Source organism: Streptomyces sp. NPDC020379, from assembly GCF_044387105.1.
In the GTDB taxonomy this organism is placed as follows: Bacteria; Actinomycetota; Actinomycetes; order Streptomycetales; family Streptomycetaceae; genus Streptomyces.
In genome coordinates this window covers 220,931-233,878 of record NZ_JBIRVR010000008.1, presented here as the reverse complement: position 1 = coordinate 233,878, position 12,948 = coordinate 220,931, and the positions used below count along the sequence as shown (strand labels likewise).

Here is a 12,948-nt window from a genome sequence, read left to right as displayed (position 1 = left end):
CACGGGCGCCGCGGCAAGCGGTGCGGGTGCCAAACCCACCACCGCCGCCCCTGTCGCAGAGAAGACCGGCGCTCGTGGCTCCGGCACGTCCGGGGTGAACTCCAAGGGGGGGACTGTGACGGACACCCGCGACCCGAAGCCCTACCACCCGCCGAAGGCGTACGAGCCGCCGGCGGAGGGTTCCGCTTCGGGTTCCGGTTCCACGAGCTCCAAGGGCTCGAAGGACGGGAAGGCGGCGAAGCCCGCCAAGGAGACGAAGAAGCAGGCGGCCGCCGAGGACGCCGGGAAGTCCGCCGGCCCCGCCGCGGCGGAGCCGGCCGGGAAGGCCCCCGCGGCCGCCGCCGAGGCGCCCGCGGCGGCTCAGGGCGCCCCGGCCGCCAAGGGCCCCGCCAAGGGCCGTCCGCCCGCGCAGCGGGCCGCTGAGGAGCAGCAGCCGCGGGTACCCCGCCCGGCGGCTCCGGCGGCGGCAGCGGCCCGGCCCGCGCCGCGTACGCGCTCGGCGCGGCTGCGGGTGGCCAAGGCCGACCCGTGGTCGGTGATGAAGGTCAGCTTCCTGCTGTCCATCGCGCTGGGCGTGTGCACGATCGTGGCGGCCGCGGTGCTGTGGACGGTCATGGACGCCATGGGCGTCTTCTCCACCGTCGGCGGCACGATCAATGACGCCACCTCCAGCGAGGGCGGCGGTTTCGACCTCCAGTCCTTCCTGTCGCTGCCGAACGTCCTCCTCTTCACGACGGTCATCGCCGTGATCGACGTGGTGCTGGCGACGGCGCTGGCGACGCTGGGGGCCTTTGTCTACAACCTCTCGGCGGGCTTCGTCGGCGGTGTGGAGCTGACCCTCGCCGAGGACGAATAGCCGCGACCTGCACCGGGGGCCCGGACGATTTTGGGACTGGGCCCCAAGTGCGCTAATCTTTCGGTGTCGCGCGGGGCTATAGCTCAGACGGTTAGAGCGCTTCCCTGATAAGGAAGAGGCCACAGGTTCAAGTCCTGTTAGCCCCACCGCACGATCGGGCCGGACGGAGAATTCTCCGTCCGGCCCGATCTGTTTTCCGTGGTGGGGGAGTTGAGCCCGCGCCGGGTGTGAGAAGTGGACCCGGCACAGGTCACCGATCGGTATCGGTCGGTGTGTATCATCGGCCACCAGAGGTCCCCTTACGTCAAGGAAAGACGAGGTCGCGCGGTGAAGAAGCTCCTCCTGGTCGCACTGGCCGCCATCGGCGGGCTCCTCGTGTACCGCCAGATCCAGGCGGATCGCGCCGAGCAGGACCTGTGGACGGAGGCGACCGACTCCGTGCCCGCAGGTTCGGGTGTGTAAGACAACAGAGTCCTGACGCAGGGCCCCGGCCGCCGACGCGGCCGGGGCCCTGTTGTGTTTGCGGCAGTGAATGAAATGGTTGCGAACGCGAATCAGCCCGCGGTCAGCGCCCAGATGCCCACCGCGAGGCAGAGCAGCGCCACGATCAGCACCGGCACGGCCACCTTCACCGGCGGCGGCCCGACCGTCCGGGAGCGCGTACGTGAGGCAGGCGCGGGCGGGTGTACGGGCACGGGAGGCGCCGGCGGGGCCGCGGGGGCAGCCGGGGGCGCGGGACGCCGTGTGGCGGCAGAGGCGGGCGCGAAGGGCGGTTCAGGAGGCGTTCCGGGCGCTTGCAGGGGTGCCTGACCGGGCGGCAGCCGGGGCGTCGCCGGGGTGCCGGGTGCCTCGGGCGTCCCGCGCGGCTCGGGCCCCTCGGGGCCGAACCCCGGTGGCAGGGGCCCGAGATGGTCGAAGACCTCGATCGGTTCCTCGTCGGGCCCCGGCCCGTCCATCAGCTCGACAGCCTCGGCCAGTGCCTTCCGGGCGCCCGTGGCCGTACGGAACCGCATGCGCGGATCGGGCTGCAGCAGGCCCGCGAGCACATGCCAGAGCGGTTCGGGGACGCCCTCCGGCGCGGTCGGTGTGCCGTGCTCCAGGAATCGCCGCACCAGCGCTTCCGCGTCGGGTTTGCGGCCGGTGAGGAGGTAGAGGGCCATCAGCCCGACGGCGAAAAGGTCCGCGGGGAAGTCGGGCTCGTCACCCAGCATTTGCTCGGGCGCGAAATAACCGGGCGTCCCCATCACATAGTTGGTGTCCGTCAGCCTCGGCTCGCCCTTGCGCATGGCGATGCCGAAGTCGGAGAGCCGCACATGGGGGCGGCCCGTACCGGTCGCCTCCAAAAGGACGTTGGCCGGTTTGATGTCCCGGTGCACCACCCCCTCCGTATGCACCGCCGACAGGCCGGACAGCAGCTGGTCGAGCACGAGACACACGAAATACGGCGGTAATGGGCCGTAGTCACCGATGAGATGGGCCAGCGAACCGCCGCGCACCACGTCCATGGTGAACAGCACCTTGTCGTCGTCCGCCGCCCAGCTCATCGGTGCCAGCACATGGGGGTGGTCGATGCGCAGACCCTGCTCGCGGACGAATCTCAGCAGGGTGTGGGCATCGCTCTGCTGAAGCACCTTCGCCGCCACATAGCGCCGCCTGCGGTGGTCCCAGGCCCGCCAGACGGCTCCCACCCCGCCCCGTCCGATCGGGTCGACCAGCTCGTACCGCCCCGCGAAGACCTCACCCATCGCGTTCGCGTCGGTCAGCTCTGGTGCGCCTCGTAGTGGGCGACCGCCTCGGCAGTGCGCCCGGCGCCGTACACCCGCAGGAACTCGGCGAGTTCGGGGTGGGTGGGGGCGAGGGTCTGCGCGGCGTCGATGATGTCGCCGGCGCCGGCCACCGAGCGCAGCAGCGACTGGATCTCGCGCACCACGCGCCGCACGGTCGGGGCGCCGCTGCTGGCCGTGGTCTGGGTGGAGTTGAGGACCGAGCCGCCCGAGCTCTTCTTGACCTCCTCCATCCGGTCGGCGGCCTCGGCGGCGCTCACACTGCCGTCGGCGACCTGGCTGGAGAGCTCCTGGAGGGCCTGGACCCGCTGCACCACCGCGGGGTTGCCGATCTTCGCCCGCTGACCACTCATCAGCTGCGAGAGCATGGGCGCGGACAGGCCGAGAACGGAGGCGAGACGGGCCTGGTTGAGGCCGAGATCGTCGATGAGACGGCGGAACAGCGCCCCCAGGGGCTCTCCGTACCAGCTCCGCTGGAGCTCCCGTGCGCGGGCGGTGGCTTCCTGCTGTGCTGCGTCCATCTCGCTCTCCCCTTCGCTTCGCTGCCGCGAATCTTGCGGTGCATCCTACGGAGAGTGGTGGGTCGCGGCGATACCCGGTCGGGAAAGGGGGCCGTCACCGGGTATCCTGAGCGGCGAAGGGGCCTTAGCTCAGTTGGTAGAGCGCCGTCTTTGCATGGCGGATGTCAGGAGTTCGACTCTCCTAGGCTCCACGGGAAAAGCCGCGAGGCGGGAGACCGATCGGTCTCCCGCCTCGCGGCTTTTTCTTCTGTCCTGCCGACACCGGCCCAGGTCAGAGGCGGTCGTCGCGCTCCTCCATGCCGTCCTCCGCGAGGTCTTCGCGGTCCTGCTTGGCCTGCACGTCGGGGTCGAGGGAGCCGGAGCTGCCGTCCACCGAGCTCAGCGGGTGCCGGTCGGAGACCTCGGTCGGGGCGGGCGGCTCGACCAGCCAGTCCGGGTTGGCCTGCTTGTCCCACCACTTCCAGGCGGCGTACGCGCCTGTGGCCAGCAGCCCCAGCAGGACGAAGCGCTTGGCGACCCGGCCCGCGCGGCCGCGGCGGCCGCGCTTGGCCATCAGCTTCTCGATGTCGGCGGCGGACACCTGGCCGCGCAGCGCGGCGATGGCCGCGGCGCCCCGGGCGACGGCCTCGTCGCGCACCGGCTCGGCGGCGGCGCGGGCCCGGGCGGCGGCCTGGTCGACCTTCGGGGGCAGGGACTCTCGGACGTGCTCCAGGCGCGGGGCCAGGTGCGCGTGGTACTGCTCGCCCGCGCTGCTGCGCGCCTGCCGCGTGGCGGCCGAGACCTTGGGAGCGAGCCGGGTGCGGGTTTCGTGCGCGTAGTGCACGGCGGCGTCCCTGGCCGTGCCGGCGTAGGGCGCCACCACTTCCGCGGCGTGCCGCACGCTGTCCTTCGCCGTGCAGGTCGCGGCGCGCACGCTGTCTTTGCGGGTCACGAGAACCTCCTCCTCGGTGGCGTTATGTTTTGTCGCCTTTCCACCCAGTGGAAAATCATGCCTGCCGGTGGGCGGTCCGGCACCTGCGAGCGGGCATCCGGGTCATCGAGCGGGGCTCCGGCACCGGGCACACCGGTGAACGCCCGTGGGCATCAATGAGCACCGAGAGGGCATCAGCGGGTTGCACGAAGAGCTTCGATCGACAATGCCACGATTTCGTGCCGCGCGAGGGCGTTTGCCCGCTACTCGGCGCGAAGCCGTCCGTGCGAGGATCGGTAGCCGTCCGGCGAAGACTTACGGAAGGTAGAACGTGGCCGAGCAGCTGTACGCCACCCTGAAGACCACCCAGGGCGACATCGAGATCCGGCTGCTGCCGGACCACGCGCCCAAGACGGTGCGGAACTTCGTCGAGCTCGCCAAGGGCGAGCGGGAGTGGGTCAACCCGCAGACCGGCCAGAAGTCCACGGACAAGCTCTACGACGGCACGGTCTTCCACCGCGTCATCCAGGGCTTCATGATCCAGGGCGGCGACCCGCTGGGCAACGGCACCGGCGGCCCGGGCTACACCTTCACGGACGAGTTCCACCCCGACCTCGCCTTCACCAAGCCCTATCTGCTGGCCATGGCCAACGCGGGCCCGGGCACCAACGGCTCGCAGTTCTTCATCACGGTCTCGCCCACCACCTGGCTCACCGGCAAGCACACGATCTTCGGCGAGGTCAGCGGCGACGCCGGGCGCAAGGTCGTCGACGCGATCGCCAACACCGAGACCAACGCGCGCACCGACCGCCCGGTGGAGGATGTCGTCATCGAGTCGGTCGTCATCGAGTCCCGCAAGGGCTGACGTCACCTTCCGAGTCGTGGCCTCACCCTTACGAGGCGTGGCTTCCGGGAACCCGGCGCCCCGCCCGTCCGTATGACGGGCGGGGCCTCGCGTCACCGACGAGGCCCGCCCGTGACAGGCGCAAGGGGAACGCATGAACGACCAGGCTCTCGGCTGCTACCGGCACCCGGACCGGGAGACAGGCATCCGCTGCACCCGCTGTGAGCGGCCGATCTGCCCGCAGTGCATGGTCAGCGCATCGGTCGGTTTCCAGTGCCCGGAGTGTGTGAGCGGCCGTGCCGGGGGCGCGGGCCAGGGCGCGCCGCCGCCGCGTGCCAGCGCCCCGCGCACGATCGCGGGCGGCGCCCACGCGTCCGATCCCCGCCTGGTGACCAAGATCCTCCTCGGCCTCAATGTGGCCCTGTGGATCGCGGTGATGATCGCCGGCGACCGGCTCGTGGAGGGGCTGGAGCTGTTCGGCAGAGCCCGGCTGACCTTCGACGGTCCGGTCGAGGGTGTCGCGGAAGGCCAGTGGTACCGCCTGCTGACATCGGTGTTCCTGCATCAGGCGCCGATGCACATCGCGTTCAACATGCTCTCGCTGTGGTGGCTCGGCCCCCCGCTGGAGGCGGCGCTCGGCCGCGCCCGCTACCTGACGCTCTATCTGCTGGCCGGCCTGGGCGGCTCCGCGCTGACCTATCTGGTCGCCGATCCGGCCCAGCCCTCGCTCGGCGCCTCCGGCGCGATCTTCGGCCTGCTGGGTGCGACGGCCGTGCTCATGCGGCGGCTGAACTACGACATGCGGCCCGTCGTCGCGCTGCTCGTGCTCAATCTGATCTTCACCTTCGCCTGGGCGAACATCGCCTGGCAGGCGCACATCGGCGGCCTGGTGGTCGGTACCGCCGTGGCGTACGGCCTGGTGCACGCCCCGAGGGACAAGCGGGTGCTGGTGCAGCGGGCCACCTGCGGGCTGGCGCTGCTGGTGATCGCCGGGGCCGTGGCGGTCCGGACGCTTCAGCTCACCGGGTGATCTTTTCCCCGGAGCCCCCGGGGCGCCGGTGAGCCGGGTTGTCCACAGAGCGTGCGGGATCTTGTGCATGCCGTGGGGAACAGCTGTCCGGCATCGCACAGAGCTACGTTTCCGCTGGATGGGGCCCTGTGACCCGTGCTACACCGCCTTGGTGATCAGTCACACCGGTGTCAATGCCGGGGAAGTTATCCACAGATCTTCTGAGTTTTTCCCCACTGTGGACGAGGCTGTGGATAACTCCCCGGAAGGTCGACCGCAGGGCTTGCGCGAAGCCCGGTCAGACCGCTACTTCCACTGCGTGGAGACGACGAATCCCGCGGCGATGAAGCCGAAGCCGACCACGATGTTCCAGTTGTGCAGCGACTCGACCGGCATATCGCCACTGGTCACATAGAAGATGACGATCCACGCCAGACCGATCAGGAACATCGCCAGCATCAGCGGGGCGACCCAACCGCGGCCGCTGCTCAGCTTGATGTTCTGTTGCTGCTTCGCCGGCGGTGGCGTGAAGTCGTCCTTCTTGCGGATCCGTGACTTCGGCACGAGGAACTCTCCTGTCGATGCGCTGCGTGACCGCGCTGGGGATACAAGGGCTGGCCGCCGAGTCGGGAAGCGCCGGGAACGCTCCCTTCCCCCGGGCGTCCGTTAGCGTAGTGCTTCCGCGGCGTCGGAGAGGATAAGGGTACGTTGAGCAATTCTGCGGACTCCACCAGCACGCCTTCCCGGCGATTCCGGCCGGTGCGGCTGCTGACCGGCGGGGTCTTCGCGCTCGCGGGCCTCATCTTCTGGACAAGCTTCAACACCGCGCACGGCACCAACATCCGCACCGACGACTCGATGCTCCGGCTGTCCGACCTCATCCAGGAACGCAGCCGCAAGAACGCCGACCTGGACGACAGCGCCGCGGCCATGCGCTCGCAGGTCGACGCCCTCGCCCGGCGCGACAACGGCAACAGCGCCGCCGAGAACAAGAAGCTCGCCGACCTGGAAGCGGACGCGGGCACCAGCAAGATCCAGGGTGCGGGCCTCTCGGTCACCCTCACCGACGCGCCGCCCAACGCCACCCCGCGGATCCCCGGCGTCCCCGACCCGCAGCCGAACGACCTGGTCATCCATCAGCAGGACCTCCAGGCCGTGGTCAACGCCCTGTGGCAGGGCGGCGCCAAGGGCATCCAGGTCATGGACCAGCGGCTGATTTCCACCAGCGCGGTCCGCTGCGTCGGCAACACCCTCATCCTCCAGGGCCGCGTCTACTCCCCGCCGTACAAGGTGACCGCCGTCGGCGACCGCGGCGCCCTGCGCAAGGCCCTGGACAGCTCGCCCGCGATCCAGAACTACCTGCAGTACGTGACGGCGTACGGCCTCGGCTGGAAAGTCGACCAGCACGACGCGGTGACTCTTCCCGGCTACTCGGGCACAGTGGATCTCCACTACGCCAAGCCCATGGGGTAACCCGGGAGGGGGTCGGCCGATGAGCGCGAGACTCGTCGTCCGGACACTCAGCGAGCTGTGCGTCACCATCGGCACCCTGATCGTCCTGCTGGTGGTGTACGTCCTCTACTGGACCGGCGTGCGGGCGGACAGCGCGATGGGCGGCGAGCTGGACCGTCTCCACGAACGCTGGTCGACCGCCGCACCGCCGACGGAGCAGCCGGCGGGCGGGCCGAGCGCGCAGGCACCAGGACAGGCCCCGGGGCAGGCACCGGGCCCAGCGGCGGGGCAGCCGCCGGGCGGGACGGCGGGGCCGGCGGCGCGGCCCCCGGATCGTGGGCAGAGCGGCGGCGGTGAAGGCGAAACGGTTCCGCGGCGACCGTCCGCCTACGTCCCCGGGGACGCCTTCGCCGTCATGTACATCCCCCGCCTCGGCTCCGGCTGGGCCAAGCCCGTCCTCCAGGGCACCTCCACCGCGGTCCTCAAGAAGGGCCTCGGGCACTACGACCGGACCACCGGGCTCGGCGGGACGGGCAACTTCGCGGTCGCCGGTCACCGCCGCACCTACGGGGACCCCTTCAAGGACCTGCCCGAACTGCGCTCCGGGGACGCGGTGGTGCTGACCGACGGCACGAACTGGTTCACCTATCTCGTCGACGGCGCCCCCTACAAGACCCGCCCCGACGACATCGGCGTCATCGACCCCGTGCCCGCCGGGTCGGGCTACCGCGGGCCCGGCCGCTATCTCACCCTCACCACCTGCGAACCCGAGTGGGGCCACAGCCACCGGCTGATCGTCTGGGCCCACCTGGACGCCACCCGCCCGGTCACCGAGGGCAAGCCGAAGGCTTTGCTCAGCTGACCCACCCGGCTCTCCCGCGACCCTTACCCTGGTGCTGCAAATCGATACTCCATCGACCTGTATCGACTACGTCATCGGCAAGTGGGGACAGCATGTACGGCTGGATCTGGCGGCATCTGCCGGGCAACGCATGGGTGCGGGCACTGATCTCGCTGCTGCTCGTGCTGGCGATCGTCTACGTCCTGTTCCAGTACGTCTTCCCCTGGGCGGAACCGCTGCTGCCGTTCAACGATGTGACGGTCGACAACGGAATGGCGGTCAACCGGTGAGTGCGCGCATCCTCGTCGTGGACAACTACGACAGCTTCGTCTTCAACCTCGTGCAGTACCTCTATCAACTCGGCGCCGAATGCGAGGTCCTGCGCAACGACGAGGTCGAACTGAGCCATGCCCAGGACGGCTTCGACGGTGTGCTCCTGTCGCCCGGTCCGGGCGCGCCCGAGCAGGCCGGTGTCTGCATCGACATGGTGCGGCACTGCGCCGCGACGGGCGTACCGGTCTTCGGCGTGTGCCTGGGCATGCAGTCGATGGCCGTCGCGTACGGCGGTGTCGTCGGCCGGGCTCCCGAGCTGCTGCACGGCAAGACCTCGCTGGTGACGCACGGCGGCTCCGGCGTCTTCCAGGGCCTGCCCTCGCCCTTCACGGCCACCCGCTACCACTCGCTCGCCGTCGAGCGCGAGAACTGGCCGGACGAGCTGGAGATCACGGCCTGGACGGAGTCGGGCATCGCGATGGGCCTGCGCCACCGTGACCTGCCGGTCGAGGGCGTCCAGTTCCACCCCGAGTCGGTGCTCACCGAGTGGGGCCACCGGATGCTCGCCAACTGGCTGGTGACCTGCGGTGACAAGGACGCGGTGGAGCGCTCCGCGGGGCTCGCCCCGGTGGTGGGCAAGGCCGGGGCGTGACCACGCTCCGCCCCGAACCGGCCCCCAGGGTCGTATCGCGGCCGCTGCCGCCCGAGGATCACGCGACCATGGAGTTGCGCAGGGTGGACGCCGTGGTTCCGGCGCAGGCGGTACGACCCGGCGGCCGGGCCGAGCGGCGGAAGGCGGCACACAAGGCTCAGAAGGCCCGTAGGACGCACAGATCGCACAAGGCGCAGCGGAGTCCCGGGGGAGTGGCCGCGGCCCGGGTGGCGCCCAGGGAGAGCCTCGGCGTTCTGCTGTGCCGCCTGATGGGCGAGCTGTTCATCACCGCCGGCGCGCTGATGCTGCTGTTCGTCGCGTATCAGCTGTGGTGGACGAACGTGATAGCCCACCAGCAGGCGGGCGGCGCTGCCAAGCACCTCCAGAAGACCTGGGACAAGGGCGCCGGGGTGGACCGGGACGCGGGGGCGTTCTCGCCCGGTGAGGGCTTCGCGATCATCTACATCCCCACGCTGGACGTGAAGGCCCCGATCGCCGAGGGCACCGGCAAGCACCAGGTCCTGGACCGGGGCATGGTCGGCCACTACGGCGAGAAGCCGCTGAAGACCGCGATGCCCTGGGACAAGCAGGGGAACTTCGCGCTGGCGGGCCATCGCAACACCCATGGTGAGCCGTTCCGGTACGTCAACCGGCTGAAGCCCGGCGACAAGATCGTCGTGGAGACGCGGAGCACCTTCTACACCTATGAGATGACCAGCCGCCTGGAGCAGACGTCTCCGGAGAATGTCACGGTCATCGCACCCGTACCCAAGGGTTCGGGGTTCACGGGGCCCGGCCGCTACATCACGCTCACGACCTGCACGCCGGAATTCACCAGTACGTACCGCATGATCGTCTGGGGCAAGATGGTCGACGAGCGGCCCCGGAGCAAGGGCAAGCCGGACGCCCTCGTCGAGTGAACGAGTCGACGGCACACAGCGGAACAGCGGCACAGCGGAACGAAACGGGGTACGGCGCGGTGGCACGGAACGACGACGGTGAGCCACAGCGGCGGGTGACCGCCCGGAGGCGGATCGCCGCCATCGTCGGAGTGACCGGCGAGCTGCTGATCACCGCGGGCGTGCTCATGGCCCTCTTCGTCGTCTACTCCCTGTGGTGGACGAACGTCCTCGCCGACCGCGAGGCGAAGCGGCAGAGCAACCACGTGCGCGACACCTGGGCCAAGCCGGGGCCGGGCGCCCTCGACACCAAGGACGGCATCGGCTTCCTGCACGTGCCGTCGATGAAGAACGGCGAGGTGCTCGTCAAGGGCGGCACCGGCACCGGCATCCTCAACGAGGGCGTCGCCGGCTTCTACCGCGACCCCGTGAAGGCCGCGATGCCCTGGGACAAGCAGGGCAACTTCACGCTGGCGGCGCACCGCGACGGCCACGGCGCGAAGTTCCACAACATCGACAAGATCAAGACCGGTGACGCGGTCGTCTTCGAGACACGCGACGTCTGGTACGTCTACAAGGTCTACGCCGAGCTGAAGCAGACCTCGAAGTACGACGTCGACGTCCTCGACGCCGTACCGAAGAAGTCCGGGAAGACGAAGCCGGGCCGCTATCTGACCCTGACGACCTGCACCCCGGTCTACACCTCGGACTACCGCTACATCGTCTGGGCGGAGCTCGACCGCACCGAGAAGGTCGACAGCGCGCGGACGAAGCCGAAGGAACTGCGCTGACACGACCGCGTCGGCACAGACGCCGGAGGGGCTGGGAAATTCCCAGCCCCTCCGGCGTTTGAAAGCGACCTCTCGCAGAAGGTCAGTGGCGGCGTCCGCCGGTGAACCCGCCGATGAAGCCGGTGTCACTGCCGGTGTCCCCGCCCGGCGTACCCGTGTCACCGTTCGCCCCGCCCGGCACTCCCGCCAGCGTGAAGAGGTTCACCGGGGTGTTCTTGTCGAGCTGGGTGCCGGCGCCCGGGGCCGACGCGATCACGGTCGCGTTGTCGTCCTGCGGGCCGGAGATGTTGCCGACCTTCAGGCCCGCGTCCGTCAGTGCCTTCTTCGCGTCCTTGAGCTTCTGGTTGCTCAGCGCGGGCACGGTCGCCTTCTGGTTCGCCTTGGCCTTGGCGACGGTCAGGGTGACCGTGGAGCCGGGCTTGGCGTTGGTGTTGCCGTCGGGGCTCTGCCGGAGGACGGTGCCCGGAGGCTGGTCCGACTCCTCCTCCTGCTTGTTCACCACGAAACCGAGGTCCGACAGCTGCTTGCTCGCCGCGTCGAACGCCTGGCCGACCACGGACGGCACCTGCTTGGCCTGCTGGGCCGCGGCGACCGTGAGCGTGACCTTGGAGCCCTTGTCGGCCTTGGTGAGGCCCTTGGGGTCCTGGTCCGTGACACTGCCCGCGGGAGCGCTGTCGGTGACGTTCGTCTTCACGTCGACGGTGAAGCCCTTGTCCTCCAGGATCTGGCGGGCCTTGTCGGCCTGCTTCTCCGTGACGTCCGGGACCTCGACCTGCTCGGCGCCCGTCGAGACGGTCACCTTGACCTCGCCGCCGCGGTCGATCTTGCCGCCGTCCTTGGGATCCTGGGCGCAGATCTTGCCCTTGTCCTGGTCGCACGGCTTCGAGTCGCTCTGGACGACCTTGAAGTCGCCGTTGACACCCTGCTGCTGGGCGTCCTTGAACGTCTGCCCGACCAGGTTGGGCACGTTGACCTGCGAGCTGTTGGAGTTGCCGCCGAAGAGCGACTTGCCGATGAAGATCGCGCCGACGAGCACCAGGATGCCCGCGACGATCAGCAGGATCGTGGAGAGGCCGCTCTTCTTCCCGCCCCCGCCACGACGGCGGCCGTTGCCGTCGTCGTAACCGCCGAAGCCCCCGTCGTCGTCGCGCACCGGCGGCAGCATGGACGTCTGTCCGGCGCCGTGGTCCTGCGGACGGAGCATGGTGGTCGGCTGGTCCTCGCCGTAGCCGGCGGGCCGGTACGCGCCCGCGGCGGCCGCCACCGGCTGGCCCTCCAGCGCGGCCTCGATGTCGGCCCGCATCTCGTCGGCCGACTGGTAGCGGTAGTCCGGGTCCTTGGTCAGCGCCTTGAGGACGATCGCGTCCATCTCGGGCGTGATCTCGGGGTCGTGGACGCTCGGCGGGTTCGGGTCCTCCCGCACGTGCTGATAGGCGACCGCCACGGGGGAGTCGCCGATGAACGGGGGCCGCACGGTCAGCAGCTCGTAGAGCAGGCAGCCGGTGGAGTAGAGGTCCGAGCGCGCGTCGACCTGCTCGCCCTTGGCCTGCTCCGGGGAGAGGTACTGGGCGGTGCCGATGACGGCCGCGGTCTGCGTCATCGTCATGCCGGAGTCACCCATGGCGCGGGCGATGCCGAAGTCCATGACCTTGACCTGGCCGGTGCGCGTCAGCATGACGTTCGCGGGCTTGATGTCGCGGTGGACGATGCCGGCCCGGTGCGAGTACTCCAGCGCCTGGAGGACGCCGATGGTCATCTCCAGCGAGCGCTCGGGCAGCAGCTTGCGGCCCGAGTGCAGCAGCTCGCGCAGGGTGGATCCGTCGACGTACTCCATGACGATGTACGGGATCGAGACCCCGTCCACGTAGTCCTCGCCGGTGTCGTAGACGGCGACGATCGACGGGTGGTTGAGCGAGGCGGCCGACTGGGCCTCACGGCGGAACCGGGCCTGGAAGGACGGGTCGCGGGCGAGGTCCACCCGCAGCGTCTTCACGGCGACGGTGCGGCCGAGCCGGGTGTCGTGGGCGAGATAGACCTCGGCCATACCACCGCGGCCGAGCACCGAGCCCAGCTCGTACCGGCCGCCGAGGCGACGCGGCTCTTCCATAGCTCCAGC

General features: G+C 69.9%; 15 protein-coding genes and 2 tRNA genes. 12 read left to right on the top strand and 5 right to left on the bottom strand.

The features are described 5' to 3' along the window. Nucleotides 1–115: 115 nt before the first annotated feature. The 3 genes from ACH427_RS13845 to ACH427_RS13835 all read left to right on the top strand — a co-directional run bounded on the left by ACH427_RS13845 (nucleotide 116) and on the right by ACH427_RS13835 (nucleotide 1,318). Nucleotides 116–856 carry a DUF3566 domain-containing protein gene (locus ACH427_RS13845; protein WP_398869665.1) on the top strand — a complete coding sequence of 247 codons (741 nt, stop codon included), beginning with the start codon at nucleotides 116–118 and terminating at the stop codon, nucleotides 854–856. 72 nt (nucleotides 857–928) lie between these two features. Continuing rightward, nucleotides 929–1,002: transfer RNA gene (locus tag ACH427_RS13840), tRNA-Ile, on the top strand. 181 nt (nucleotides 1,003–1,183) lie between these two features. Continuing rightward, a complete protein-coding gene (locus ACH427_RS13835; RefSeq protein WP_003958712.1) occupies nucleotides 1,184–1,318 on the top strand; it encodes a DLW-39 family protein in 135 nt (44 codons plus the stop codon). Nucleotides 1,319–1,410: 92 nt separating this feature from the next. Here ACH427_RS13835 and ACH427_RS13830 read toward each other — a convergent pair whose 3' ends face one another. Beyond that, entirely contained in the window at nucleotides 1,411–2,601 is a 1,191-nt protein-coding gene (locus ACH427_RS13830) for a protein kinase (protein WP_398869664.1), read from the bottom strand. Between the two features lie 14 nt (nucleotides 2,602–2,615). Next, complete coding sequence (locus ACH427_RS13825; RefSeq protein ID WP_301894166.1) at nucleotides 2,616–3,161, bottom strand: DNA-binding protein; 546 nt, start codon at nucleotides 3,159–3,161, stop codon at nucleotides 2,616–2,618. 118 nt (nucleotides 3,162–3,279) lie between these two features. Here ACH427_RS13825 and ACH427_RS13820 point away from each other — a divergent pair. Further along, nucleotides 3,280–3,352, top strand: a tRNA-Ala gene (locus ACH427_RS13820). A gap of 80 nt (nucleotides 3,353–3,432) precedes the next feature. On the opposite strand, the gene ACH427_RS13815 is transcribed toward ACH427_RS13820, so the two are convergent. Beyond that, nucleotides 3,433–4,092 carry a DUF5324 family protein gene (locus tag ACH427_RS13815; RefSeq protein WP_398869663.1) on the bottom strand — a complete coding sequence of 220 codons (660 nt, stop codon included), beginning with the start codon at nucleotides 4,090–4,092 and terminating at the stop codon, nucleotides 3,433–3,435. A gap of 310 nt (nucleotides 4,093–4,402) precedes the next feature. Between ACH427_RS13815 and ACH427_RS13810 the strand changes: the two genes are divergently transcribed. Next, a complete protein-coding gene (locus tag ACH427_RS13810; protein ID WP_398869662.1) occupies nucleotides 4,403–4,936 on the top strand; it encodes a peptidylprolyl isomerase in 534 nt (177 codons plus the stop codon). A gap of 133 nt (nucleotides 4,937–5,069) precedes the next feature. Further along, nucleotides 5,070–5,945, top strand: a complete 876-nt coding sequence (locus ACH427_RS13805) for a rhomboid family intramembrane serine protease (protein ID WP_398869661.1) — start codon at nucleotides 5,070–5,072, stop codon at nucleotides 5,943–5,945. Between the two features lie 285 nt (nucleotides 5,946–6,230). Here ACH427_RS13805 and crgA read toward each other — a convergent pair whose 3' ends face one another. Then, nucleotides 6,231–6,488 (bottom strand): cell division protein CrgA, encoded by a 258-nt coding sequence (gene crgA / locus ACH427_RS13800; protein ID WP_361524004.1) that lies wholly within the window; start codon nucleotides 6,486–6,488, stop codon nucleotides 6,231–6,233. Nucleotides 6,489–6,632: 144 nt separating this feature from the next. On the opposite strand from crgA, the gene ACH427_RS13795 reads away from it, so the two are divergent. The 6 genes from ACH427_RS13795 to ACH427_RS13770 all read left to right on the top strand — a co-directional run bounded on the left by ACH427_RS13795 (nucleotide 6,633) and on the right by ACH427_RS13770 (nucleotide 10,832). Then, nucleotides 6,633–7,397: a DUF881 domain-containing protein gene (locus tag ACH427_RS13795; protein WP_398869660.1), complete on the top strand. Its 765-nt coding sequence runs from the start codon at nucleotides 6,633–6,635 to the stop codon at nucleotides 7,395–7,397. Between the two features lie 19 nt (nucleotides 7,398–7,416). Continuing rightward, nucleotides 7,417–8,238 (top strand): class E sortase, encoded by an 822-nt coding sequence (locus tag ACH427_RS13790; RefSeq protein ID WP_398869659.1) that lies wholly within the window; start codon nucleotides 7,417–7,419, stop codon nucleotides 8,236–8,238. Nucleotides 8,239–8,330: 92 nt separating this feature from the next. Continuing rightward, nucleotides 8,331–8,507 (top strand): hypothetical protein, encoded by a 177-nt coding sequence (locus tag ACH427_RS13785; protein WP_366002130.1) that lies wholly within the window; start codon nucleotides 8,331–8,333, stop codon nucleotides 8,505–8,507. Beyond that, nucleotides 8,504–9,142 (top strand): aminodeoxychorismate/anthranilate synthase component II, encoded by a 639-nt coding sequence (locus ACH427_RS13780; RefSeq protein ID WP_361523992.1) that lies wholly within the window; start codon nucleotides 8,504–8,506, stop codon nucleotides 9,140–9,142. Before ACH427_RS13785 ends, ACH427_RS13780 begins: the two co-directional genes overlap by 4 nt. Further along, on the top strand, nucleotides 9,139–10,062 hold the full coding sequence (locus tag ACH427_RS13775; protein ID WP_398869658.1) for a class E sortase: 924 nt from the start codon (nucleotides 9,139–9,141) through the stop codon (nucleotides 10,060–10,062). Before ACH427_RS13780 ends, ACH427_RS13775 begins: the two co-directional genes overlap by 4 nt. Nucleotides 10,063–10,121: 59 nt before the next feature. Next, nucleotides 10,122–10,832 carry a class E sortase gene (locus ACH427_RS13770; RefSeq protein WP_398869657.1) on the top strand — a complete coding sequence of 237 codons (711 nt, stop codon included), beginning with the start codon at nucleotides 10,122–10,124 and terminating at the stop codon, nucleotides 10,830–10,832. Between the two features lie 82 nt (nucleotides 10,833–10,914). Here the strand turns inward: ACH427_RS13770 and pknB are convergent, their stop codons facing one another. Then, a complete protein-coding gene (gene pknB / locus ACH427_RS13765) occupies nucleotides 10,915–12,939 on the bottom strand; it encodes a Stk1 family PASTA domain-containing Ser/Thr kinase (RefSeq protein ID WP_398869656.1) in 2,025 nt (674 codons plus the stop codon). Between the last annotated feature and the right edge of the window lie 9 nt (nucleotides 12,940–12,948).

Excerpts from the sequence above, each read along its gene's own strand:
- ACH427_RS13790 (WP_398869659.1), top strand. The coding sequence starts at position 7,417 with ATGAGCGCGAGACTCGTCGTCCGGACACTCAGCGAGCTGTGCGTCACC.
- ACH427_RS13825 (WP_301894166.1), bottom strand. The coding sequence starts at position 3,161 with ATGGACGCAGCACAGCAGGAAGCCACCGCCCGCGCACGGGAGCTCCAG.
- ACH427_RS13805 (WP_398869661.1), top strand. The coding sequence starts at position 5,070 with ATGAACGACCAGGCTCTCGGCTGCTACCGGCACCCGGACCGGGAGACA.
- pknB (WP_398869656.1), bottom strand. The coding sequence starts at position 12,939 with ATGGAAGAGCCGCGTCGCCTCGGCGGCCGGTACGAGCTGGGCTCGGTG.
- ACH427_RS13830 (WP_398869664.1), bottom strand. The coding sequence starts at position 2,601 with ATGGGTGAGGTCTTCGCGGGGCGGTACGAGCTGGTCGACCCGATCGGA.
- ACH427_RS13785 (WP_366002130.1), top strand. The coding sequence starts at position 8,331 with ATGTACGGCTGGATCTGGCGGCATCTGCCGGGCAACGCATGGGTGCGG.